This is a genomic window from Yoonia sp. SS1-5 (assembly GCF_038443705.2).
Classification (GTDB): Bacteria; Pseudomonadota; Alphaproteobacteria; order Rhodobacterales; family Rhodobacteraceae; genus Yoonia; species Yoonia rhodophyticola.
The window spans coordinates 177580-202893 of the sequence record NZ_CP151764.2 but is presented as its reverse complement, the minus strand read 5'-3'; the positions used below and the strand labels follow the sequence as shown (position 1 = coordinate 202893).

Annotated in this window: 22 protein-coding genes and 2 pseudogenes; 19 read left to right on the top strand and 5 right to left on the bottom strand. The window is 56.5% G+C overall.

Translation table 11 applies throughout. The annotated features are described in order from the left end of the window. Positions 1–6 precede the first annotated feature (6 nt). The gene (locus AABB31_RS01010; protein WP_342075008.1) at positions 7–1137 is read left to right on the top strand and encodes a hypothetical protein; all 1131 of its coding nucleotides are present in this window, start codon (positions 7–9) and stop codon (positions 1135–1137) included. Positions 1138–1239: 102 nt separating this feature from the next. Then, positions 1240–2322 (top strand): IS481 family transposase, encoded by a 1083-nt coding sequence (locus tag AABB31_RS01005; protein ID WP_342074941.1) that lies wholly within the window; start codon positions 1240–1242, stop codon positions 2320–2322. 155 nt (positions 2323–2477) lie between these two features. On the opposite strand, the gene AABB31_RS01000 is transcribed toward AABB31_RS01005, so the two are convergent. Further along, a complete protein-coding gene (locus tag AABB31_RS01000; protein ID WP_342075009.1) occupies positions 2478–3068 on the bottom strand; it encodes an SMC-Scp complex subunit ScpB in 591 nt (196 codons plus the stop codon). A 3-nt stretch (positions 3069–3071) separates the two neighbouring features. After that, positions 3072–3968, bottom strand: a complete 897-nt coding sequence (locus AABB31_RS00995; protein ID WP_342075010.1) for a DUF1403 family protein — start codon at positions 3966–3968, stop codon at positions 3072–3074. A 125-nt stretch (positions 3969–4093) separates the two neighbouring features. Here AABB31_RS00995 and AABB31_RS00990 point away from each other — a divergent pair, with 125 nt between their 5' ends. From AABB31_RS00990 to repC, 5 genes are all read left to right on the top strand, one after another. Next, the gene (locus tag AABB31_RS00990; RefSeq protein WP_373634717.1) at positions 4094–5233 is read left to right on the top strand and encodes a tyrosine-type recombinase/integrase; all 1140 of its coding nucleotides are present in this window, start codon (positions 4094–4096) and stop codon (positions 5231–5233) included. A 420-nt stretch (positions 5234–5653) separates the two neighbouring features. After that, on the top strand, positions 5654–6562 hold the full coding sequence (locus tag AABB31_RS00985; protein ID WP_373634767.1) for a recombinase family protein: 909 nt from the start codon (positions 5654–5656) through the stop codon (positions 6560–6562). A 342-nt stretch (positions 6563–6904) separates the two neighbouring features. Beyond that, positions 6905–8104 (top strand): plasmid partitioning protein RepA, encoded by a 1200-nt coding sequence (repA, locus tag AABB31_RS00980; RefSeq protein ID WP_036562688.1) that lies wholly within the window; start codon positions 6905–6907, stop codon positions 8102–8104. Then, the gene (gene repB / locus AABB31_RS00975) at positions 8104–9072 is read left to right on the top strand and encodes a plasmid partitioning protein RepB (protein WP_342075012.1); all 969 of its coding nucleotides are present in this window, start codon (positions 8104–8106) and stop codon (positions 9070–9072) included. Before repA ends, repB begins: the two co-directional genes overlap by 1 nt. A gap of 238 nt (positions 9073–9310) precedes the next feature. Then, positions 9311–10366 (top strand): plasmid replication protein RepC, encoded by a 1056-nt coding sequence (repC, locus tag AABB31_RS00970; protein ID WP_373634716.1) that lies wholly within the window; start codon positions 9311–9313, stop codon positions 10364–10366. Positions 10367–10483: 117 nt separating this feature from the next. Here repC and AABB31_RS00965 read toward each other — a convergent pair whose 3' ends face one another. Then, positions 10484–10996 (bottom strand): RES family NAD+ phosphorylase, encoded by a 513-nt coding sequence (locus tag AABB31_RS00965; RefSeq protein ID WP_342075015.1) that lies wholly within the window; start codon positions 10994–10996, stop codon positions 10484–10486. Positions 10997–11097: 101 nt separating this feature from the next. Beyond that, entirely contained in the window at positions 11098–11448 is a 351-nt protein-coding gene (locus tag AABB31_RS00960) for an MbcA/ParS/Xre antitoxin family protein (RefSeq protein ID WP_005617048.1), read from the bottom strand. A 445-nt stretch (positions 11449–11893) separates the two neighbouring features. Here AABB31_RS00960 and AABB31_RS00955 point away from each other — a divergent pair. Continuing rightward, positions 11894–12252: pseudogene (locus tag AABB31_RS00955) on the top strand (hypothetical protein). Between the two features lie 40 nt (positions 12253–12292). Beyond that, positions 12293–12934 (top strand): annotated as a pseudogene (locus AABB31_RS00950) (ArdC family protein); the annotation flags it as partial. A 575-nt stretch (positions 12935–13509) separates the two neighbouring features. Here AABB31_RS00950 and AABB31_RS00945 read toward each other — a convergent pair. Then, complete coding sequence (locus AABB31_RS00945; RefSeq protein ID WP_342075016.1) at positions 13510–14184, bottom strand: hypothetical protein; 675 nt, start codon at positions 14182–14184, stop codon at positions 13510–13512. A 221-nt stretch (positions 14185–14405) separates the two neighbouring features. Here AABB31_RS00945 and AABB31_RS00940 point away from each other — a divergent pair, with 221 nt between their 5' ends. From AABB31_RS00940 to AABB31_RS00895, 10 genes are all read left to right on the top strand, one after another. Next, on the top strand, positions 14406–15260 hold the full coding sequence (locus tag AABB31_RS00940) for a branched-chain amino acid ABC transporter permease (protein WP_342075017.1): 855 nt from the start codon (positions 14406–14408) through the stop codon (positions 15258–15260). Beyond that, positions 15261–16319, top strand: a complete 1059-nt coding sequence (locus tag AABB31_RS00935; RefSeq protein WP_342075018.1) for a branched-chain amino acid ABC transporter permease — start codon at positions 15261–15263, stop codon at positions 16317–16319. Continuing rightward, complete coding sequence (locus tag AABB31_RS00930; RefSeq protein ID WP_342075019.1) at positions 16316–17062, top strand: ATP-binding cassette domain-containing protein; 747 nt, start codon at positions 16316–16318, stop codon at positions 17060–17062. Before AABB31_RS00935 ends, AABB31_RS00930 begins: the two co-directional genes overlap by 4 nt. 3 nt (positions 17063–17065) lie before the next feature. Further along, positions 17066–17758 carry an ABC transporter ATP-binding protein gene (locus AABB31_RS00925; RefSeq protein ID WP_373634715.1) on the top strand — a complete coding sequence of 231 codons (693 nt, stop codon included), beginning with the start codon at positions 17066–17068 and terminating at the stop codon, positions 17756–17758. A 51-nt stretch (positions 17759–17809) separates the two neighbouring features. After that, positions 17810–19051 (top strand): ABC transporter substrate-binding protein, encoded by a 1242-nt coding sequence (locus AABB31_RS00920; RefSeq protein ID WP_342075022.1) that lies wholly within the window; start codon positions 17810–17812, stop codon positions 19049–19051. A 203-nt stretch (positions 19052–19254) separates the two neighbouring features. Then, positions 19255–20520: an ABC transporter substrate-binding protein gene (locus tag AABB31_RS00915; RefSeq protein WP_373634714.1), complete on the top strand. Its 1266-nt coding sequence runs from the start codon at positions 19255–19257 to the stop codon at positions 20518–20520. Between the two features lie 107 nt (positions 20521–20627). After that, complete coding sequence (locus tag AABB31_RS00910) at positions 20628–21719, top strand: iron-containing alcohol dehydrogenase (protein WP_342075023.1); 1092 nt, start codon at positions 20628–20630, stop codon at positions 21717–21719. Positions 21720–21728: 9 nt separating this feature from the next. Further along, a complete protein-coding gene (locus tag AABB31_RS00905; protein WP_373634713.1) occupies positions 21729–23159 on the top strand; it encodes an aldehyde dehydrogenase family protein in 1431 nt (476 codons plus the stop codon). 130 nt (positions 23160–23289) lie between these two features. Continuing rightward, positions 23290–24111, top strand: a complete 822-nt coding sequence (locus tag AABB31_RS00900; protein WP_342075025.1) for an AraC family transcriptional regulator — start codon at positions 23290–23292, stop codon at positions 24109–24111. A 179-nt stretch (positions 24112–24290) separates the two neighbouring features. Continuing rightward, the gene (locus AABB31_RS00895; RefSeq protein ID WP_342075026.1) at positions 24291–25310 is read left to right on the top strand and encodes a branched-chain amino acid ABC transporter permease; all 1020 of its coding nucleotides are present in this window, start codon (positions 24291–24293) and stop codon (positions 25308–25310) included. Positions 25311–25314: the final 4 nt, after the last annotated feature.

Below are 25314 nucleotides of genomic sequence, written 5' to 3'. Positions count from 1 at the left end.
GCAGAAATGTCAGATCAAGTCGTGTGTTTTACACATCATTCCAGTTTTCACGTGGATTTCGACGGGTACGCGGCTCAGCTGACCGTCCAGCAGGTGCTTCTTGAAGCAATCGCTGATTGGGCCCGAAAGCTTGGCATGGTCAGCTACAACAAAGTCGAGATCCGCGAGCGCGGCGTGCCCCTCCCTCAATTCGGAACACACGCCTTTGATCTGGTCGCCCCCAGTTACCTCACACCAATGGTGAGATACAAAGATGGAAAGCCAGCGCCCGGATTTCTCGTTGTCGATGCGTATGTTGGCGAAATCGACGCCGCAGCGGCCCAAGCGTTCCTCCGCAAATGCGAGAGTTCGCGCGCAATGCGCCGCCTGCCCTCCTTCCTTCCAGTGATCATCGCCGACGGCTTTCACCACGATGCCTTCCTTGCACTACGCGCCAACGGGATCATCGCTACAAAACCGTCCGCACTCTTCGGACGTGATGTAGCACGCGGCCTCGCGGGCCTTCTTGAGACTCTGCGGCATGCGAGTGCAATTGCAGCCAAGAACCCAGAGGTCATCGAGCAATTGTTCGGCCAGCTTGGCCACATTGAAGGTGCAGCTGGCAACCTGCGTGGCGCGCTCTTTGAACTTATCGTCGGGCATATCGCAACATTGCAGGGCGGCGGTTCGATCGACATCGGAAAGAAAGTGCAGCTTGGCCCCAGCGACAGCTACGAAATAGACGTCTTTTGCGTTTCGGCCGAAAACGTCCGGCTCATTGAGTGTAAGGGCTACGCGCCAACACATCGCGTGGATGCCGACGAGGTCGAAGCATGGATACGTACGAAAGCACACCGTCTGCATAAACACTTCCGAGCACAAGAGACGTTGCAGAGTCGCGCATTCAGCTTTGAGTTTTGGACCTCCGGTTCCTTTACCGAAGATGCGCTCAAACTTGCTGAAACCATTTCAAATGAGACCGAAAGATACTGCGTCGACCTCAAAACCGGCCCCGACGTCCGTTCCCTGATCACAAAGGTGAATGCGAAGGGTCTCGGGAAAGTATTCGATGAGCATTATGCCAAGCATCCCATCACCAAAGCGCAACGCAAGTACGAACAGCAAGACGATCTTGGGTCAGTTTTTGACGTGTTGTGACGACTGCTTTCCTTTTTAAAGGTGAGGCAACATTAAGTGTAAAACACACGACTTGATCTGACATTTCTGCTCTTCTGGAGCGCAATCAAGGAGTGTCGATCAATGACAAGTATTCAAGAGAAGATCATCAAGCCGAAGCTGGGGCTGTTGGAACTGGCCAAACAGCTCGGAAGCGTGTCGCAGGCCTGCAAAGTGATGGGTTATTCGCGGGACAGCTTTTACCGGTTCAGAGAACTTTACGATCAGGGTGGCGAAGAAGCCCTGATGGATCTCAGCCGCCGCAAGCCGGTGATGAAAAACCGCGTGCCAGAACATGTCGAGAAGGCGGTCATCGAACTGGCCATCGACAACCCGGCTCTGGGTCAGAAACGGGCGTCGTGGGAGCTGCAGCAGAAAGGCATCATGGTGTCATCGTCGGGCGTCCGGTCGATCTGGCTGCGTAATGATCTGGAAACCATGAAAAAGCGCCTCAAGGCCCTGGAGGCCCGTGCCGCCCAAGAGGGTATCTTGCTCACCGAGGATCAGTTGGCCGCGCTGGAAAAAGCCAAGGCCAAGAAAGAAGCCCATGGCGAGATCGAGAGCCACCACCCTGGCTATCTGGGCAGCCAGGACACCTATTATGTGGGCACAATGAAGGGCGTCGGACGCATTTATCAACAGACCTTTGTCGATACCTATGCCCGCGTGGCGATCTGCAAGCTCTACACTGAAAAGACGGCAATCACCGCGGCCGACTTGCTGAACGACCGCGTGATCCCGTTCTTTGCAGAGCATGAGATCAGCCTGCTGCGCGTCCTGACAGACCGGGGCACGGAATACTGTGGCAAGGTCGAGAACCACGCCTACCAGCTTTATCTGGCCGTCGAGGACGTGGACCACACCCGAACCAAGGCCAATTCTCCGCAAACAAACGGCATCTGCGAGCGGTTCCATCGCACCATCAAGGATGAGTTCTACGACATCGCATTCCGCAAGAAACTGTATCGGTCAGTCGAAGAGTTGCAGGCCGATCTGGATGCGTGGCTGGCAAAGTACAACGAACAGCGGCCACATTCGGGACGTCACTGCTATGGCAAAACACCTATGCAGACCTTCCGCGAAACGCTACACATCGCTGTCGAGAAGACGATCAAAACGCACGACCAATCGGACAGTGCGCAACCCGTTCTCAGCGTCGCAAGCTGAGATGTCCGTCAGATCAAGTCTGAAGTTTTACACATTAAGAGTGGTCTCCGCGTCAGTATTCAATCCCCGACCGTCAGGCATGGTGAAATGATCGCGGAGGATTCATTTTTGAGGTCATCACGATTAAGATCAAAGGTCTGCCAATTTTCTGTTGCTCAAATTACATCCGTCTGCCAACCCAGCTGCTCCCGGTCCGGCAAATCCTGCAGAGTCTCCATGTCGAACGCGATCAAAAAATTTTCGGTCGTGACATAGGTGTATGGCGCCCCACGTCGCGGCGAACGCGGGCCTGCCGCGATCAAACCTTGCGCGTGCAACCGCCCGATCAAGTCGCGGCTGATCTCCTTACCGAAGATATCCTTGAGCCCATCTCGCGTGATCGGCTGGTGGTACGCGATAGCCGCTAAAACCGCGACGTCGTATTCGCGCAGGTCGAAGTCCTGCTCGCCCACATCCGCCGCGGTCCGGATCGCCGCCGCATAGGCCGGCCGCGTTCGCAGCATCCATCCGCCGGCAACTTTGGCGACTTCAAAGGACCGCCCTTCAAGATCGGCCATCAGATCGTCGATCAAAAGACCGACAGAGGCCCCCTGCCCCACAACACGTGCCAGGTCTTCGGGCGGCACAGGCGATGCACTCGCAAAAAGCACGGCTTCAATCCGGCGCATCCACTCGCGCCAGCGCAGCTCAGGCGGCAACTCCTCCAAGTCTCGATCCAACTCGGGGTCGGCATGATCCTTCGCCATCACTCAGACCCCGTAGAGACGGAAAGTGTCGCGCCCGGTCAACTCGCGCACGGCCCCCAACTCGACCAGCCGGTCACAGAACCGGCGTGCCGCACGACCAGACCGGAGCGAGTTGAGCGACGTCGGCGCGACTGCGTCCCGGCTCAGAAAAAGCGCGACGGCCGCGTCGGCGCCCTTCGCCCGAAGCTTCGGTGCGACCGTCTTCAAGCGGGCCACGCGTCGGGCAAGATCAGTGGCCTCCCGCGTCACCTGGACTGTGGCCGCCGCGATCGCCCGATGGCAGGCCATGCGCAGGTCCACGCCGGTCTTCCGTAAATCGGCGCGCTTTAGGCCAACGGCCAGCAGCGGCACTACATGGCTCCACCCGAGCGCCTGCGCCAAAGCCGCGTCGGCATGGACTAGAGCGGCGGTCTGGTCGCGGGGTCGGTCTGCGAGAGCTGTCTGCAGAACGCCTGCCACCCGCGAGATCGGCGCCCCCTGCCCTGCGCCGCGCGGGTCGCACCCGTCGAGCCAGGTCGCAATCTGCTCTGGTTCCAGATCAGGCAACGCCCGGTGAAGTGCATTGACGGACACAGGTCTTTCTACGGACCTTTGCCAAGACTGGTAGACCGCGCCCGCAGGACCAGGGTGATCGCCCGGCTGCAGAAATCCCACAGCATCGCGCAACTCCCCTGCCCGTTCCGGGCGTCCCTGATGTGTCATACATACCTCTGCCGCGCGCAACGCCAGCCGCGCGCGCAGCAAGGTCTGGGGGACCTCCTCCCGCTCCAGTACAAGATGCAGATGGCTCAGCGCCGCGCCCGACAAAAACGCCACATCTTCAGGGGTTTCAGGTCGCGTAGAGGTGACCCAAGATGGCATTCTGGGTAATGTATCGAAGCGGTCAGCGGCATAGGTCATACCACAAGACTATCGCACGGCGGCGCTTTCCGCTACAATATAGTGTACAAACCGCCCCACTCTGCGGGTCTTTTCTATGTCCAATAAGTTTGCATTATCGGACATAGAAAGATATGCCCGAAAACATGGGCAGTCTCACAAATAGCAGCACCAAAATCGAGGGTTCCGGCACCCCAGAGCGCGAGACTTCGCGTTCAGCGTCCGATGACGCGCCGAACGGTGGCGAGCACAACGAGAGAGAACAGGTAGAAAGTGCATCAATCGTCCTGCCTGCTCATGTCGCCGGCTCCGGCACCCTCGACCAGCTGATCGATACGGCGCGCGGATACGCCGAGGCCTCGACAGCCGAGAACACAAACAAGGCTTACGCTGCCGACTGGAAACACTTCAGCCGCTGGTGCCGGTTGAAAGGCACGGAACCTCTGCCCCCCGCGCCCGAGATGATTGGACTTTATGTGGCTGATCTGGCTGCACCAGCCGGGAAGGCCCCTGCCCTTTCAGTCTCCACGATCGAGCGCCGTCTCTCTGGACTTTCCTGGAACTACACACAGCGCGGGTTCACGCTCGATCGCAGGGACCGGCACATCGCGACGGTCCTGGCCGGGATCAAACGCAAGCATGCGCGCCCGCCGGTGCAGAAGGAAGCAATCCTGCCGGAGGATATCCTCGCCATGGTCGCCACCCTTCCTCATGATCTCCGCGGGCTTCGGGACCGGGCGATCCTTCTCATTGGATTTGCTGGGGGACTTCGGCGGTCGGAGATCATCAGTCTCGATGTGCACAAGGACGACACACCGGACTCAGGCGGTTGGATCGAGGTATTGGATGGGGGTGCCCTATTGCCACTCAATGCCAAGACCGGATGGCGCGAGGTTGAGATCGGGCGCGGGTCCAGCGACCAGACCTGCCCGGTGCACGCGCTGGAGCAATGGCTGCACTTCGGACGCATCGACTTTGGGCCGGTCTTCGTGCGCACATCGCGGGACGGCAAACGTGCCCTTGAGACTCGCCTCTCCGACAAGCACGTAGCTCGACTGATCAAGGCAACCGTTCTGAAGAGTGGCGTCAGATCCGATCTGCCGGAAGCCAAACAGCTGGCAATGTTTTCGGGCCACAGCCTGCGCGCCGGGCTGGCCTCGTCGGCGGAAGTCGATGAACGGAATGTGCAGAAACAGCTCGGCCATACGTCGGCCGAGATGACCCGACGGTACCAGCGCAGGCGCGACAGGTTCCGGGTCAACCTCACCAAGGCAGCGGGGCTTTGAAGCTTTCGATCCTTGCTGCCTTAGTGAAACGCTAAGGTGAAATCTGGACGCTTGGGTTCCAGCTTACCGCTTCAATTGAAATCGGGAACTAAACGCGACAACCAAAGATCGTCCTCGGACGACTGTTCCACCTCCTCAGCGTCAAAGAAGTGATAATCCGATTCATCATAAAAAGCAGTCGCTTGAGTCTTCATGTGTGCAAAATACTGAAATTATGCACTTTACCCAAGGGTCTTTTCAGAGTGCACCTATGCTCCTTATATAGGACGCGCGGGCGATGTTCGGCGAGGGCTCTCTCATCGCGCTCAGCCTATGGAAAGCAAGGGCTTTCCGTTGAGCAAGGCCATAGAGAGCGCCATTGCATTCGTTTACAAACGGTCGTTTAATAGCGATACCTTAAATTGGAAACGGCCCGATTTCATGTCCCTGATAGGCTATGCGCGCGTATCCACAGAGGATCAGACCCCCCTGCCCCAGTTGGAGGCCCTCCAATCTGCGGGTTGCATCGAGATCTTTGAAGAGCACGCCTCGGGCGGCAATCGCGCGCGACCGGTGCTGGCACGCGTGCTCGAACGCGTCCAGAGCGGCGATACGCTGGTCGTTGTGCGGATCGACCGGCTTGCGCGATCTCTGTCGCATTTGCTGGAGGTGATCGAACGTCTGGAGGCCAAGCGAGCTTTCTTCCGCTCCCTGCAGGACCCCATCGACACCGCTTCCCCGCAGGGCAAGTTCACATTGCAGGTTCTGGGCGCTGCGGCCGAGTTTGAACGTGCTCTGATCCGCGAGCGTACCAAGGCTGGGCTTGCCTCGGCACGCGCCAAAGGGCGCGTAGGTGGCAACCCAGGGCTTCGCGCCAAGGACCCCGCCGCGCTGCGCAAGGTGCGGCTGGCGCGGCAGGACGGCTACATGGAGCGCCTGAACGAGTCTGCGCAGGATTGGGTGCCCCATGTGCGCCGTTTGCGCCCCGATATGGCTTGGGAAGACGTCCTGCGGATTATCAATGCCCCCCTGCCCCATGATCGTCATTGGACCCAAAGCCGCCTGCTCCGCGCTGTGAAGGCATATGTGCGCAACGAGTTTCTACCAGATGCAGTGCTTGGCCGCGCCGGACGTCGCGAAACCGATGACCGCCTGCCGGCTATCGTGGCTGCCATCAAAGGCTCGGACCCCGAAATCACACTGCAGGCGATCTGCGACCGGCTGGAATCGATGCGTGAGCGCACCCCTCGAGGCCGCACTAGCTGGCAGCCGTCTTCGGTCAAGATGTTGCTCGAACGAGCGGAGCGACTTGGTCTAATTTCATCAGAATCGGCTCACTCCCGACTGTAACTAGCAGGGACTCATTCAACTGAATCTATCGCTCCAGACGCCTTTAGAAGGTCAATTGTGCCATTGGTTGCATGGGTTTAGCTGAAACCATCCAAACAATTCGGATTGGTAGCTTGAAGCGCGATCACGTCGACTTAATGCAATAAAATCAAACGTTTGCGGCTATCCTGATGCGACTGAACGTATTGGTGCTGTGGATAACTTTCACACTACATCTAGATTCTTCTTGCCGGACTCACTGGATCGTGGCATTCCCATTCTGACGGCAAAACGCGTCAGATACGCTGTACACCGTCAGAATGACCAAGAGCCTCAACAGAGGCCGAGAGTGGGCGGCAGGATATGGATGATCGTAACGTTGGATACGCGCAAGGCATAGGCTCTTCCGACATCGGAGCATTTGCCGACAATCTGGCTGAGTCTTTGGATCGCCAGATGAAGATCGCTTTCGAGCCCGAAGAACGAAAGTCCCTGCGCCGTTTCAGTTCTACCGAGGTCGCCAGCCTCCTGCGCGTGAGCACATCTAACCTGCGCAACCGGCACAAGGACGGCAGCTTCCCGGAAGTGCATACAGACAACCGCGGACACCGGTTCTACACAGCCCAAGAGATTGATAAGTTGCGCGATATTCTAGGGCGCACTGGAAAGAACGCAGAAAGTTACCGTCCTGGTCGGCGTGAGGGCGATCGTCTCCAGGTGATATCTGTCGTCAATTTCAAAGGCGGATCGTCAAAAACGACAGCAACGATACATCTTGCACAACGGTATGCCTTGCGAGGCTACCGAGTATTGGTTTTGGATCTCGATCCACAAGCAAGTCTGACCACTTTTTTCGGTTTTCGGCCTGAGCTCGAGTTCGCTGAAGGCGGCACAATCTATGATGCTCTGAGATATGAGGAGCAAGTTCCACTCTCCGACGTCATCCAAACGACCTACTTCCATAAGCTCGATATGGTTCCGGCGGGCCTAATGCTCTCGGAATACGAAACTGAGACGGCAAACGCCCTCGCCCGTCGGGTGCAGCCCATATTTGCGGAGCGCCTCGCCTTAGCGCTTGAGGAAGTTGAGGCGAGTTACGACATCGTGCTGATTGACTGCCCGCCTCAACTTGGCTTTCTGACCCTAACAGCGTTGGCGGCCTCGACGGGACTCCTGGTAACGGTCGTACCAGGCATGCTCGACATTGCTTCAATGAGCCAGTTCCTGAAACTTGCTTCGGAAACGGTAAAGGCTGTCGAAGAAGCCATTGGCCGGCGCGTTACATGGGACTTTGTAAAGTTCTTGATCACGAGATACGAGCCGTCGGACGGGCCTCAGACCCAGATGGCGGGCTACCTGAGATCGATCTTGGCCGGACAGGTCATGACTGAGCCAATGCTGAAGTCTACAGCAATCTCGGACGCCGGTATGACCCAGCAAACCGTCTACGAAGTTGATCCGAGCCAGTTCATCAGGAAAACGATTGATCGCGCTCTGACCAGCGTGAACGGCGTTGGCGATGAGTTGGAACAAACAATCCAAATGGCTTGGGGGCGTCGCTGATGGCCCGAAATATCTTCAATCAGCCTCCAAAGGACGAGAAGGAGAGCGCGGCCCCCTCCCCTACCCCGCCGAAAGCGGCAAAACTGCCAGGATCTGTTGGCGGCTTGCGCGACTCTTTGCGCGAGATCACCGCGAATTCCATTCGGGACATCGAGCCCGATCAGATTGACATGGATGGTCTGCGCGATCGGTTGGTGCTGGAGGATTCCAGTATTGATGAGTTGGCCGAAAGCATTCGCAAGCATGGGCAACAAGTGCCAATTATGGTCCGTCCATCGGCCCAACCGGACAGATACCGTATCATCTACGGCCGACGCAGACTTGCAGCAATCCGCATGGTCGGCGGAACGGTCAAGGCGATCGTTCGAACCTTGGATGACGACGCATCTCTGATCGCACAGGGCCAAGAGAACAACCTCCGACTAGACCCGTCATTCATCGAGAAATCTCTTTTTATCAAAGAGATGCAGGAATCAGGTTACAAGCCAAACGTAATTCAGGATGCTCTAGGCTTGACACGGCAGGGCGTATCCAACCATCGCGTCGTCATAGAGCAACTGCCAGAAGGGCTTGTACAGCTGATCGGGCCGGCACATGGCATCGGACGACGGCAATGGGGTGACCTGGCCGCGTTCTCGAAAAATATAGATCTGGTGAACACGGCCAAAGAGGCGATTGCCGCCCTGCCCGACGACACTCCAAGCGCGGAGAAGTTTCAGGCAGTCTACTCGGCTTGCTCGAACAAGGCGCGTAGCAACAAGAAGCAAGACAACCGCAGCCTAACGTCCGTCGTCAAAGATGGGGACGGTAGCTCTGTGGGAACGCTGACAGTCGATCAGAAAACGATCGCCATCAAGATCGCCAAGAAGGACAACCCAGAATTCGGCCGATGGCTCGAAGAGCGCGCGGAGGCAACACTTTTGCAGCTCTTCGAACAGTGGCGGAATGAGAGCGGCTCTGGGTCCTAACCCAAGCCACACAGAGTAACGCGAGCAGAGGAGAAAAGCGAAGACCAGAAAGAAAAGAGCCCCCCAAAGCTTCCCCTGGAGAGCCCTCATCATTCGATCAGCACTCATGATGTAGCAACCTCCAGCAAACCGGTCAAGAGTCACCGATTCGGTGGACGGATTTTTATTGCCTTTTCCTGAGCGAAATTTTGGGAAGAGACAGGGAAGTTGTGGGCCAAACGGTCGTCGTGAACAAACCATGGCATTTACAAAACTATCGATCGGAACCGCTGGCGCTGATGCATCACGCGGTCCAATTTCTGCGGCTGAAACCGACATTTGGACCATCTTCAGGGCACTGAGAGATGCACGTAGCGTGTTCGGTCTACGTCCTGGCCATATACAAACACTTCAAGCAATGCTCAGTTTCTTGAAACCAGGCCACGGCGAAACGGTTTTCGCGTCCAACAACTCGATTTGCCAGCGCGTCGGCGGTATCGATGAACGGACCCTCCGCAGACACATCAACCGTTTCGTTGAACTCGGTTTCATCAAGCGCAATGACAGCTCGAACCGAAAGCGCTACCGCGTTCGCTCATCCGGCGGTCATTGCATCAGCTATGGATTGTCTCTAGCCCCCCTCCTCCAGCGCGCGAACGAGCTTGTCGCCATCGCACATGAGATGGAAAATAACCGACGGGATCGGATATTTGCCCGCAAACAGATCCTTACAAAGCTCGCCCATTTGGAAGAGCATGATCCCAGCAACACATTCATCAACCACGCACGGAAAGCTCTACGCAGGAAGCTGAGCCTCCCTGAATACCACGCGCTGCTCGCAGACACAGACAGAGAATGCCAGAGTTTGCATACCCCAGATGACCCACCAGAAGCTGTAGAATTGCCCGCCAATGACGGACAAACTGTCCGGCACCAATCTAAGTCTGAAGAGGAAAAAAAAGATTTAGATAGCAACCTAGGCAATGAAGCTCTGAAACCAGACTTGCTAACCTCAGTTTGCGATCAAGCGACATCGTTCTCCACAGAGAGACTTAGAAACTGGTTGGACATTGAAAACCATGCTCGAACACTTGCACCCATGATGGGGATTCACCCAGATACATTCGAGAAAGCCAAGAATGCAGTAGGAGCTCAGAAAGCGTCATGCGCGATCTTCATCATGCTACAACTTGGACAACGTATCAGGGACTTTGGAGCGTATTTTCACAGTATCACCTTGGGCCAACGTCAAGACCAGTTTGATCCAGTGGTATTGATCAAGCGTCTGTCCAAAACTGCTATGCAAACCGCGTAGTGTCCACCGCGGTGGACGTCTGGACGGCAACTAGGGCGATAACGCACGGTCAATCCGTGTTCCTCCGACCCGCTGATGTCCACCGCGGTGGACAGATCAGGCACCAAGTCTCACAACTCACATGCGTGACAGCCGCTCTTCGTCATCCACCACTTCCAAATAACCAGTATTGTCAGTCCAGGCCCACAAAACGATGTTCAAGTCCAATGATGACGCGCCCTTCGCAAAACTCTGGATCAGAAGCCCAGCAAACCGATCCGCTATGAGGCCGATTGCTAAATCCTGTGTCGGCACAGGTTGGCCATCGAGCATCTTCATGCGCCATGCAGGGTCGGCAAGCATTGACGCTGTCACACCATACCGTTCGAGCCTGTCCTGATCGCGGGTATCGAAAATAGGCCCAAGGTCGGCCTTGTAGGACACCAGGATAGTGGGTTGCAGGCTGCCGACCTGGTTGGCTTCTCTAAGAGCGGTCGCGGGATCCAGCGAGGTGTAGAGGGCAGGGGTGCCCTTGGCATTAAAGCGCCCTCCATAGAGTTCAGCGCCTCGTCCGGACAGAGGTTCACGCGCATAGACCGGGTTTAGGGCGCGGTAGAGCGGCCCTGAGTAGCGTCCATCTTTCAGCGGCATCTCTGCGCCCCGCCATTCAAAAATAATGTGTGTGACACCGATGTCCCGAGAACATGAAGTGTGACAGGGTCTTGGTGTCTCATGTCTTGGCGGGGCGCGCTTTAGGCAAAGACGCCCGCATCGACCGCATCGATGTATTCCAGAACTTGCTGAGCTTTGCCTTCCTGCACCAGCTGCATGGCTGTCCGGCCATCAAAGCCGGGCAGGGGCTCTGACCGGTACCATGCATAGGCCATCAGTTCCGAGCCGAAGCGGGGTTCGACTTTGTTGAGCACCTCTACCAATTCGCGCAGGCGGCGCTGCGTCTTGTCCGAACCGATGCGGGTTCGCCTCTGCAACGCGTCTTTGCCCAAGCCGACGGTCAATGCGATCTCTTCTGCTGATGTGCGTAGCACCGCGGCGATCTTGCGCGGTTCGAATTGCCCAGCTTCAGCAAAGTTCGTGATGTGCATGATCTATGCCCCTACAGTGATACTGACGGTATATAGCGACAATATTGCTGAAATTCAAGCTGTCAGGAGGTGCTGTGCCTTCGTTTCCCATGCTAATCCGTAACGCTGTATAGCTCTGAGCGTCGGAAATCCTAATTTTTGGGCCTGAAAAGTCGCAGTAGGCGCGTTTTTTGCCGATCGAGAACATCAGATAAGTTATTGATAATATGACAAAGACTGCTGCGGTCGGGCTGGGGTTGCCGATATACCTTGCCGATCTTGGACCCCAACCGGCACTGACTGCATGAAGTCCTTGTGAACCGCAGTGGTGTCGGATTCTTGTCAGTTTCCGCGGTCCAGTTGGCGGTCGGAAAGTAAAAGTGTCCTTCGGGTTTTGTGACTGACGGATGAGGGCCTTTGGGGTCCCTCAGATGGGTCCGGGCCGGATTCCGGTCTGTCGTTCCGGATGAAGGGCATTCCCATGCAAACAGGTGTCTTGCGCGTGCTGCGCGCGACCGCTGCCTCTTGGTGGCGGCATAGAGAGCTGCGCCGAACCGGCGAGAAGGATCTGGCACGGCAGCTCGAGCGGACAGCCGTTCTCCGCGATCTCGGCTATCTCAAGCAGGCCGCGTCATTGCCAAATGCGCATGTGATCTGCGGAGACGGCGGGACATTCCTCCACCTCGGTTGGACCACCGTGTCGACCCTCGCGCCGATCGAGCGCTTTCCCTTGGCAGGTCCGTCTCGCTGACCGACTACATCGACACGGTCGAAGCCCTCGGTGCCAGGATCATCAACGATCCGAGGCCCCGTCAGTCAATCTGATCACCATTCCCTCTCACCAAAACTCGAAAGGAGGCCAGCCATGGCCCGATCCCGCACGCCCAAATTCGATGCCTCCGAGGTCATCACCAACGAAATCATCCGCATCATCGAGCGCGGCGTTTTGCCGTGGCGCAAACCCTGGACGGCAGGTGGCAGCTCGCGTCCTCTGCGCGTTGGAGGAGAGCCTTACCAAGGGGTCAACAACTTCCTGCTCACCATGCGAACGGTGATGGCGGGTTATAGCTCACCTTTCTGGATGACGCTGCCGCAGGCCAATGCACTGGAAGCAAAGGTCCGCAAGGGAGAGAAATCCTCTGTAGTCGTATATTACGGCCAAAGCCGGAAAGACGCCGATGGCGCGGACGACTGCAGCGACAGGGATGATCGCTCCGAGGAGGCCCGCATCTTCCGATTCCAGAAATCCTACCGCGTGTTCAATGCCTGCCAGATCGAGGGCTTGCCCGACAGCTTCTTCCCCGACCCGGAGCCCGTGCCCGAGCATCCGCCGTCCGAGCCCATCCCGCATATGCAGGCGTTTTTCGACGCCATTGACATCACGACCGTCTTCACCGGGACGGAAGCCTACTACCTACCGCCCGTGGACAAGGTGTTCATGCCATCCATTTCCAGGTTCGAGAACCCGCGGAACTTCTACGGGGTCTGGGCGCATGAGCTCGCCCATAATGCCGAGCTTCGGATTATGCCGCGCTTACATCTGAGATCACTTACTTCATTGAGCTTTCATCAATCTCAGCCTGCATAAGACCCGTCTTGAGGAACAGCGGTCATTCGTGAACAACGCAGCGAATGATGGGAGGGAGCCCAACTTTGACCGATGCTGCAATGTGCACCAAAGTCTGAAGTCTGGTATGAAGCGGTCATTCGAGGATGGTTTTTGCGTCTTTCCGGTGATGGATTGGACATGTTATTTATTAAACTCAATTTGTTAACCGGTGGCATGTGCACTAAATGTGCAACATGAAATCGCCTTGTATCGTGCTCAATCGGATGTTTGGAGTTAGCTTTGAGGTTGGACCGCAGTCCAACAATCCTGGAGCTTCGCTGGAACATGGATACGCTTTTGTTCATAAGATGTCGTATGTGAGTGGCTTATGACCCAACAATCTTCTGTCGAGGTCAGCGAGGCATGAAATGACTGTTTTGCCTTTGAAAAGGTATAAACGAAACCGTTCCAGCGTGGCAGTGAACGACCTGTTATGAGGCAGTTGAGCCCAGACGACAGTTGGAGAAGTCCCCTTAGTCCTGTAGTTGCTGAAGGATCGCGTCTAGTTTGGCCTCTATGCTATTGGCATCGGTCTCATCACCAATTCCCGTGCGTCCGCCCGGCAACGCATCCAACGCAGCCAGCAAAGACGCGCGTTCGTCCCGCGCGACATTGCTATTGCGGGCCAAACGCATAAAGGCCCGATCAACATTCGCCATCTGCTGTTGCAGCCGCGTTATATCTGCTGCGGCCGTCTCAAGCGCATCGAACCGGTCCTCCAGCGCGTTGATCCTGCGTGTCAGATTTGCCAGACCACGCTTTGCCAACGCGATTTCATCAGACACCAACGGGGATGGCACGAGCGCGCCGTTCTCATCCACTATGCCCTCGACCGTGGTCTTCAGACGCGACACACGGCCCGTCTGATTGGCCAGCCCCCGCGTGATCAAATCGATCTCCTGACGCAGCCGGGCGTTGCCAGCATTTTCGGGGATGTCCGCAATGGACGATCCGACCTCAGGTGGTGGGGCATTTTCCAGTGACGCCACCCGTTCTTCCAGAGAGCTGACATCGACTAGGGCTACGGCCCTGTCGTCCGCACGGCGATTGTCCTGCACGACCGGTACGATCCCGATGACTGTTGCAACGGCCAATGCCACGGCAGAGACCACGAGGGGCAGTCGATTGTCTTTGAAAGCATTTGACATCGGTGGTTCCTTTCTGCGGACCTGTCACGGCTGTATTTCACAAGCCTGCCGTTCCTGAAGGGCATCGATCAAGCCGTCAGCGCCCCTGACACCGACAAAAGCAGATGATTGGCAATGCTGTGATCCATTCAGCCATTCACTGGCCCGGCATCTGTGACTGACGCTAGGGCGATCCGCGAACTGACAATGGTTGGAACGGCGGACGCAAGTGGGAGGTCAAAGTGTCATTCATTATTGACGCCGTCTTTATCGGTGTGTTGCAGGCCTCGCCGCTGATCCTCGCAGCCATGGGCTTTACACTGATTTACTACCTCAACGGTTTCATTAATTTTGGCTACGGTGAAGGGATCACCTATGGGGCTTATTTCGCCTCGCTTCTCAACGTTTCACTGGGATTGAGTTTCTACATTTCGATCATTCCAGCGGCGATTATGACGGGGGCTGTCAGTGTTCTGACGTATCTCTATGTCTTTCGGCCCGCGATCCAGCGTGGCGTGAAGCCATCGGAGTTGATCATCCTGTCGGTCGGTCTGTCTTTTGTCCTGCGCTATGGTTTGATCCTGATGGTCGGGGCCGAAAATGTGTTTCTTGACGAGCCTCCAATCGCGTTCTTTACATTCGCAGGGACCGGTGCGACCAGCCTGCAATTCATCGCCCTGATTCTGGTCTTCACTTTCGCTTTCAACCTTTATTGGCTGATCTACAAAACCGGCTTTGGCGAAAAAGTACGGGGGCTGGCGGACAATCCAGAGCTTGCCCAGGTCAGCGGTATCGATCCACATCGCATCTCGATTTATGTCTGGTTCATTGCAGGCTGTGCTGCGGGTCTAGCAGGTATCTTTCAGGGTGTATTTGCCCTTGTGAATCCGCTTATGGGGTGGAACCTGATCCTCATCACCGTGATGGTGTCGATCATTGGTGGTGTCGGCAGTGTACGAGGCGCCCTTATCGCGGCCATCGTTGCAGGTATCCTGACGTCGGCCATCACACTCATTACAAAGCCACTTTATGCCGAAGTTGCCCTGCTTATGGCCTTCATCCTGATCCTGTGGCAACGCGGGCCGAGGGTAGCGTAGATGGCCTATCTGATCTTTTCGCTGTCGCTGCTGCTGATCTATCTGGGCCTTGCGCTGGCCCTTCATATTCAGTTCGGGCTGCTGGGCGTTGCAAACTTTGGCGTCGTGGGGTTTTGGGGCGTTGGCATGTACGCCATGGGCGTGTTTCAGGTGCAGCTGGACCTTTCGTTTGTGGACGCATTCGTCATCGTGGCAGTTCTGTCGGCAGCCGTGTCTTGGTTGATGGGCTGGTTGGTGCTGCGATTAGATCCGCAAGCCACCTTATGCGCGACGATTGCCTTTGCGGCCATCGTCGCCTTGCTCATTGTCACTGAAAAGTGGATGACGATGGGTGTCGTGGGGCTGGGGACCATCAGGTATCCGATCCGAATTGGGGACGGCACTGAGTACCTCTATTTCGCATTTCTGCTTGCCCTTGTCGTCGGTATGCAAGTCCTAGTGCTGCGGCTGCATAAATCACCTACGGGTCGGCTATTGCAGGCGATCCGCGACAATGAAGAGCTTTGCGCCTCGTTGGGTAAGGATACGTTTCGGATCAAGATGTTCTGGTTTGTCGCCGCTTCGGTCGCCATGTGCCTCTTGGGTGCCTTGTCGGCCCCACTGAACCAGTTTCTGACACCCAACATGATCGTGCCTTCCGTGACCTTCGCGGTCTGGATTGCGCTGGTGCTTGGTGGCAAGGAACATTCGCTGGGTGCGATGGTTGGGGTTTTTGTGACATTCGGGATATTCGACATTCTGATCGAGACTTATGCACCGGTTTCGCCAGAGTTTGCCGTGGTTGTGCCCAACCTGAAGCTCTTTCTCTATGGCCTGTTGCTGATGGCTGTGCTGGTTTTTCGACCAACTGGATTTCTTGCGCCGACCACACCACCAGAGCAGGTTTGGGACAGCCTGCGCACGACGATGAAAACAGGCTCAGGTACTGCGCTCACCATCGCGCAAAAAGGGATCAAAGCTCTGGACGGCGCCGTCAATCCAAAGTCACCGATCTCGAAGAAGGACGCTTCAAATCCCGCGGCTGATAAGGCGGACAAAGATGGTGGGGCGGCTTCATGAAGCTGACCGCGAGAAATCTGACGAAATCCTATGTAGGCCACCCTGTGCTGGACATTTCTGCAGCCAGCTTTGGTGACCACGGCATTGAAGGATTGATTGGCCCCAATGGCGCAGGAAAATCGACACTCTTGGGTTGCCTGACCCGCCGCATCGAAGCCACCACCGGGACTGTGCATTTTGCCAAGAACGGAGAAGCCCAATCGCTGATGGATCTGGAGTCGTTCGAGGTCGCGCGGCTTGGTCTGGTCAAAACCAACCAGCGCATTCAGGATTTCGAAAGCCTGACCATCCGCGACAGTCTTTCGATGGCCGCGACATCGCCGGCGCGGCAGGATTGGCGCAGCGTCTGGCGCACGCCCCCCGCAGACGACGCGCTTGAGGACGAAATCGACACCTTGCTGACGCGTTTTCCATTCAGCGACCCGGGTGGTTATGCCAAATCGGGCGGCGAGAAGAAGCTATTGGATATTTTGCGGTGCATTATCGTGAAACCCCAAATGCTGTTGATGGATGAGCCAACGGCGGGCTTACCTGACGAGATCACAAAAGACGTCATGCGCCTTGTTCAGGAGAAGGTCGAGGCGGGTGAGATGACGGTTGTCATTATAGAGCACGACCTTGATCTGATCTGGTCGAATTGTGCATATGTCCATTTTCTCTCGGAAGGATCAATCCTGTTTGAAGGTGGCCCCGAGGAGGTCAAAAAGAACCGCGTAGTCGCTGAAAAGTACATGGGGGTCTGATTGATGTTTGACGTCCAAAATCTCAGCAGCGGTTACGGTGATGTGCAGGTTTTGTCTGATCTGACATTTGGCATCGGCAACGAAGTTCTTGCAGTTCTGGGGGCCAATGGCGCGGGTAAGACCACGCTTCTCAAGACGCTTGCAAAGGTTCTGCCTTTGCGGGCGGGCGCGCTGGAATGGGATGGTCAACAGGTGACACACACACCTGCGCATGAGTTGTCCAACCGCGGCATCGCCTACGTGCCACAGGAAGGCAACGTGTTTCCAAACCTGTCAGTCGCCGAAAACCTGTCATTGGGTGCACTGGTAGGCACCCGCCCCAAAGACGAAAGGTTGGATGAGGTTTACACCCTGTTCCCGCGCCTTGCTGAGCGTAAAGATCAGCGTGCCGGAAGTCTTTCGGGGGGCGAAGGTCAGATGCTGGCCGTCGGGCGGGCGCTAATGCAGGATCCCAAACTGCTGCTGCTAGACGAGCCCTCGGCCGGGCTGTCGCCGCTCTATGTCGACACACTGTTTCAGACAATCGCCGAGGCCCGCGAAAAGCGCGGTCTGGCCATTATTCTGGCCGAACAGAATGCCAAGAAAACAATGGAAATTGCCGACCGGGTTCTCGTTTTGAGCCTTGGACGGATGCACCTGCTGGAGGAGGCAAAATCCCTCAGCATGAAACGGCTGATGCAGGCCTATCATATCTGACATCGGCCCAAACACTTGCCATGCATACGCGTGGCCATTGGGAGGAAGACAATGATCAATAAGGGATTTACGGTAACAACGGCCATGCTTGCCCTCGTTGCAACAGGGGCTGTGGCGCAGGACATCAAAGTGGGTCATTTGACCTATCACACCGGCGAATACGGTGGATTTGGAGAATTCTTTGATGCGGTCACTGATTTCGCACTTGAGGTGATTAATGAAGACCCGCCTTTAGGTCGGGCATTGGCCCCGATCCATCAGGACATCGGCACGATTGGTGAGGCGCGCGCGGCGCGCAAATTGGTCGACAGTGAAAACATCGACATCCTGCTGAACGCGGCCCATAACTATCTGTCTTATCGGGACTACATCCTTGATAAGGTCGGTGACCGTGGCGGCCCACTTTTGCCTTCTGTGCACGGCGGTGCCATTGAAGCTGAATATGGTGGCAGCGGTGCAGAACCGCTTTTCCGCGGCTCACCGATGGACAGTGCGCAGGGTGCTGCTGCGATCCTGCACGCGTCAAATGCTGGGAAAGCGAGCATCGTGATCGTTGCGACTGAAGTTGCGGGCTCGCAGCTTCAAAAGAATGCAGGGGTCATTGCAGCGGAAAGGCTGGGTATGGATGTGTTGGCAACGATCGACATTCAGCCAAACCAGCCCAACTATCGCAGTGTGGTCAGCCGCATATCCGGACTGGAACCTGATGCGGTTATCGTCTTTTCGGCCCCCGCTGATGGCGGTGCTTTCGTCAAGAATGCTGCCGAAGCTGGCAACAGTTGGTTCATTGTCGGCACCCAAGAATGGCAGGAACCTGGCTTTATTCAAACGTTGACAGCAGAGGCTGCGGCCAAACATGAAGAAGTCGTTCTGGCCGCATATTCCAATTCGGGCAGTCCAGCCTGGGATTTCTATGAACCTGCGGTGAATGCCTCGTCCTATGCCGGTAAGATCGGCGATGCAGGCAACTCCTATGCGATGCAGTACTATGACCTGCTTGTTTCCACGGCACTGGCCATCGAGAAGGCTGGAACAACTGAGTCCGAGGCGTGGACGACTGCGATGTATGAGGTGACCGGCGGCGACGGAAAGATCGTCTATACCTATGCTGATGGCATTGCTGCTATTCGGGCTGGTGAGGCGATCAACTATGACGGTGTGACCGGGTCGATGGAATACACCGATACCGGGGTGCCAGCTGGCATCTTTGGCATTTTCAAGTGGCAGGGCGAAGAGGCTCTTGATCAGGTGGCGCTGGTCGATGGCGATGAAGTGCTTAGTCTCGATCAGTAAATCGCAAGCTGCAAATAGGCGCGGCCCTGTATTTGCCGGGCCGCGCCAAAGGCAGTCGGCGCGCCAAATGACACGGGGATATAAAAAAAAGCAGACCAATCGCAATGTGCCCGCACCTCTTGTGATCCCCAAGTCCCGTGCCGCTAGTCTTCAATGTTATCAGCCGACGTAGCCATTGCTGCGTGGTATTAAGGGAGGATCACATGAACAGATCATTGAAATTGGACGTATCAGCCTTGGCGATTAGTGTTGTCGCTGGATCGGCGCTGGCCGATGGGCACACTGGCCCGTTGAAAGTAGGTGTACTGGCCACGCTTGAAGGCACCTATACCGCTTTGGGCGAGGACGGTGTCCGCGGTGTGCGTACCGCCTTGGCGCAGGCCGACGGTATGGCCGCAGGTCGCGAGATTGAGTTGATAATCCAGTCCACTGACACCAGCCCCGATAGTGCCGTTCGTGGTGCCCGCAAGCTGGTCGAACAGGATGGTGTGGAAATCGTTCTGGGGCCGCTTTCGGGGTCTGAGGGCATCGCCATTCGCGATTATTCCAAAACCCAGCCTGACGTCACTTTCATCAACGGTATCTCTGGCGCGATGGAAACCACGTATGTCACACCGTCCGAGAATTTTTTTCGATTCAACACTGACGGCGCCCAGTGGTCTGCCGGCCTGGGTGACTACATCTACAACGAAAAAGGCTACGAGACGATTGCCACAGTGGGCGAGGACTACTCTTTCGTATACACGCAGGTCTTTGGTCTGGTAACTGAGTTTTGCGCGGCCGGCGGTGAGGTAACCGAGCGGCTGTGGGTGCCTCTGGGCACAAAGGACTTTGGTTCGATCATCGCAGCCTTGCCTGATGATGTGGACGCAATCTATCTTGGACTTGGCGGCGGTGATGCAGTCAACTTTCTCAACCAGTACCAGCAGGCCGGGGGTGACGCCAATCTGATCGGCGGGTCCATCATGGTCGATGGCACGGTTTTGAATTCCAGAGGGGACGCCAAGAACGCGCTAGTCGGTACACCTTCGGCAGGGCCACAGGCCGACACTTGGGATAACCCGGCTTGGCAGGACTATGTCAAAGCCTATCAGGACACGTTCCCACCTGATCAGCGGTTCCCCAGTCCGTCACTGCTTGCCACCGGTTACTACAACGCGACCTCTGCAATGCTGCAATGCGTGGATGAAGTCGGCGGCAATCTGGGTGAAGGTCAGTCGGATTTACGCAGCTGCCTGAGCAATCTGACGCTAGAGGCCCCGAACGGAACCATTACGTTGGACGAAAACCGGCAGGCCATTGGCACAAACTTTGTGTCTGAGGTGGTTGAAGACGCCGATGGCAATCTGGTGACCCAGCTTGTGGCGCTGAAAGAGAACGTCAACCAGACCCTGGGTCTGGATGCGGGTACCTTTGCCGCCATCGGTCTGCCGTCGCGCGAAACACCGGCCTGCCAGAGTTCTTATTGAGGCATACCAACCAAGAGCAGGTGGCGCGCCGCGGCGCGCCACCTCACCCAATGCGGACGTGCTCCGCACACGCGGCGTGTCAGACCCTTTTGTGAATTGTATCCAAGATGACCTTGATCACCTTTCAATCGCGGATCCACTTTGCCAGTGACGTGCTGGAAGAGGCATTGCGCGCAGAACTGGAAGAAAGCCAGCACCGCAAAGTCCTGCTTGTGGCGGATGCGGACAAGGTGAACCGGCAGATGATGGAACGCGTCCAGATCGGTATGCCGGACAGTGTGTGGCGCGATATGGTGTGGGTCAACGGTGAGCACACCAAATACGATACTGCCGCACTCGCGCTAGGGCATGACAGTGAAGGGCCATTGGATGCGATTGTTGCATGCGGATCGGCGCGTGCGATTGCACATGGGAGGAAGTGCCGTCATGCGGTGGCACAAGCGCGCCATGCAGAGCTTTCCGAAAAGGACAGGCGCGTAAAGCGTGCGCGCAGTTTTCTTCCTGATTTCTTCGCCATACCGGGCGTTGATGGGCTGCCCGATCCTTGTATGGCCAGCGGCGCGACGGCAGGCGAAAAGACGATGCCGCCCAACGTCATTATCTGTGACCCATCAATCCTTGCAGGTTCAAAACACGCGGATGTTGCCAACGCCTTTGCGATTTCGCTGGGCCGCTGTTTGGCCACCTTTGGGGGATCAAGTTTTAACCCTCTGGCTGATGGCATGGCGGTGGAAGGGCTGCGGCGGCTGGCGATGACACTGCCGCTTTTACCGGATGACGGCCTGATGAGTACCAAGAGCCGCGACCTGATGGCGGCCTCATTGAATGGATCTATCTCGCAGCAAAAGGGGCCGGGCCTCGTGCAGGCGATCGCGGATGCGCTCACGCGTTTGACGCATGGCGATGTTGACAGCGGGTCGTTGCAACGGATCCTGCTGCCGCGTCTGTTGCGGGATCTCAAGCTGATCTCGGGCACGGAAGAGGCGCTTGTGATGCGCGTGCTGGATACCGGCAGCAATACACCGCTATCAGAGAGTGTGGAACGGATGTTGGACCCTCTTCCGCTCAATCGATCTTTGCGTGAAATGGGTTACGCGCTGGCAGATGTGCAGCGTGCCGTCAGTGACGCGCGCGCGCGCGTTCATGTACCCGATCCCGTTGCAAGGCGACTGAACACCATTGTCGAAGAAGTCTATTAGGGTCGGTTCATGAAACTGCTTTTGATCAATGGGGCATGGACAGAAACAAGCCACGCCCTTGCCAACATCAACCCGTCAGACACCGACGATGTGATCGACACCTACGCTCAAGCCGGGACATCGGAAACAGAGGCCGCGATTGCCGCCGCAGCTGATGCATTTGCTGACTGGTCGCACTCGCCCGTCCAACAGCGCCATGATGTGCTGAAGTTCATTGGAGATGAACTGATGCAGCGCAAGGATGAGATTGGGCACCTTTTGGCCCGCGAGGAGGGGAAAATACTGCCCGAAGCCATCGCAGAGGCAGAACGCGCGGCCCGGATTTTTGATTTCTTTGCGGGCGAGGCGCTGCGCCTGGGTGGCGAAACCCTGCCTTCATCGCGCCCCGGTGTCGGTGTGGAGCTGATGCGCGAACCTGTCGGCCCCGTTGGCATTATCACGCCATGGAATTTCCCAATCGCAATCCCGGCGTGGAAGGTCGCGCCAGCGCTATGTTATGGCAATAGCGTGATCCTCAAACCAGCCGAACTGGTGCCCGCAAGCGCCTGGGCCATGGCCGAGATTATCAGCAGATCAGGCCTGCCTGATGGCGTGTTCAACCTTGTCATGGGGCCGGGGCGCGTTGTGGGTGCTGCAATGTTGGAAGCGCCGGCGATCCGCGCGCTTACTTTCACCGGTTCCGTCGGAACCGGTCAAATCGTGGCCGAGGCTTGCCTGCGCCACCGTCGCAAAATGCAGCTTGAAATGGGTGGGAAGAACCCGTTGGTTGTCTTGAACGATGCCGATCTCGATATCGCGACCGACGCGGCGCTGAATGGTGCATTCTTCTCGACCGGGCAGCGCTGTACAGCATCGTCGCGTTTGATCATCGAAGAAGGTGTTCACAACCGATTTGTTGAAATGTTGACAGAAAAGACGCGGGCGCTGCGGGTAGGGCCCGCGCTGGATGCTGCCAGTCAGATGGGCCCGGTGGTCGACCAAACGCAATTGGACCAAGACGTGGGCTTTATCGACAGCGCGCGCAAAGACGGTGCCAATCTGCGGGCGGGTGGCGCATTGGTGAAGTGTGCAACGCCGGGGTTTTACCTAGAGCCGACACTCTTTACCGACACCAGCCCGGCTATGCGGATCAACCGTGACGAGGTATTCGGCCCTGTCGCCACGACCATCCGCGCGCGCGATTATGATCATGCGTTGGATTTAGCCAATGACACTGAATTCGGTCTCACAGCCGGCATTTGTACCACCTCGCTGAAACACGCCACCCATTTCAAACGCCATGCGCAGGCTGGGATGGTCATGGTCAATTTGCCCACCGCTGGCGTTGACTATCATGTGCCGTTTGGCGGCACCAAGGGATCCAGTTTTGGGCCTAGAGAGCAGGGTAGCTATGCCGCTGAATTCTTCACGACGGTCAAAACGGCCTATACCGCAGCCTGACATAAAGGGCGCGAATCATCGCGATTTGTACCAATTCGTCTGATTCTGGACCAAAAAAGTTGATTCGAATCAGATTCGAGGCCCGAATACCTGCACCGGAAAAAAAATATCCGGGCAAGGGAGGAACACCATGAGTACGGCGCTTGCTGTGTCGCATGGCTATTTTGGTCGTGCGGCGCTCTATGAGTTGGATCGCCCAATTACAACCCATGCGCACCGCGAGGGGCACTTGATCTTTATGATTGGAGGTACCAATTCGCGGGTCGCGATCGGTGACAAGGCATTTGAATGTAATGAGGCCATCGCCGCTGCGGTCAGCCCTTGGGCGCAGCATTCGTTCTCACCAATTGAGGGCAAGGCCGCCTTGTGCCTTGTGCTGTATATTCGCCCCATGTGGTTTTTGGAGAATACCGGATCGTCTGATTTTGCACTCAGTTTTGGACGGATGCGGTTGCAGATCACCGAAGACCTGCACAACATTTTGCATCGTTTGGTGCGGCTGATGTTGTCCGATAGCTTCGATATCAATGTCGAAGAGCTGCTGATTGATCTTACCACCCGTTGCTACGAGGCATCATGGGCCGGTCGCACGCGCCCTACCGATCTGCAATCGGTCCGCAGTTTCAGCGACTTTCGGGTACGCCGATCGCAGCAACTGATGAAAAACTATCTGTGCGATCATGGCGGCCTGGACGCGCTGGCCTGCGAAGTTGGCCTGTCACGCCCGCATTTTTTCAAGCTGTTCAAACGGCAAACAGGTGTCACACCGAATGTCTATTTCAATACTCTGCGATCTGAACGCGCCATCGAGGATCTGTTGTCGACGGATAAGACCGTGACCGATATTGCCCATGATCTGGGTTTTGCCAGTCAAGCGTCATTCACACGTTTCTTTTCGCTGAATGTTGGCATATCGCCGACAGATTATCGTCGCGTTGCAAGGGTCAGTTGACCCGCGCGATTTAGCGACCAAGAGAAACCCCTTAATACTTCTGGATACGGCCCAAATCGGAACTGTCATCTAGGCTCTTTCCTACCAAGGCGCAGCAGGCGTCTTGGGTTGGGAGGAACCGATATGACGACAGGTCCGGGCGATATCCTGGCCCGCTCGTGGGTATTTGGAGCGTCGGCATGAGGGCGTTCGCGGGTCGTCATCCGGTCTGGGCCGGGCTTATCGCGCTCTTTGTGCTGATATTGCTCTATTTGGTTTTTGCGATCTGGCCAGAGTGGTTGATCGACGCCATCGGTCGTAAGAAAATCTTCCTCAACGCGCTTTTTAACGGGATCACGCTGGGCGGGCTTTATTTTCTTGTTGCCTCTGGGTTCACCCTGATTTTTGGACTGATGCGCAATGTGAATCTGGCGCATGGATCGCTCTATCTGCTGGGCGGCTATATTGGTTTCTTTGTCGCGGACTGGACCGGGTATTGGCTGTTGGCCTTTCCCGTTGCCTTCATCATTGTGGGCCTTCTGGGTGTGTTGATGCAGATCTTCGTCTTCCGCCGCATGGAAGGGCAAGACCTGCGCCAAACCCTTGTGACCATCGGCATTTCAATCGTCATAGCCGACCTGATGCTTTGGGGCTTTGGCGGCGACTTTTACAACATTTCCCCGCCAGCGTGGTTGTCCGGCCCGGTTGAAACCAATCTGGTGACCAGTCAGCGGGTCCGCAACTCTGGTGAGGTTGTCACCAGCTACCTGAAATACCCGGCTGTCCGGATCGTGATATTTCTGGCCTCGGTCGCCATTGGGGTCGCGATGTGGCTGGTGCTTAACCGAACGCGTATCGGCATGTTGGTACGTGCAGGTGTCGACGACCGCGACATGTTGAGCGCCACCGGCGCCCGTATCCAGTTAGTCTTTGTCGGGGTTTTCTTCTTTGGTGCCGGTCTGGCGGGGTTGGCAGGTGTCGTCGGTGCAACGTTTCAGTCTGCAGCCCCGGGAGAGGATGTGCGGTTCCTTCTTGCCTCGCTCGTAGTTGTGATCGTGGGCGGCATGGGGTCCATTCCCGGTGCTGCATTGGGCGCACTTCTTATCGGTCTGGCAGAGCAGTTTGGCTCTGTTTACTTTCCGACTTATGCTGTGGTGCTGACCTTCCTGATTATGGTGGTTGTATTGGCTTTCCGCCCGCAGGGCTTGTTGGGGACATAGACCA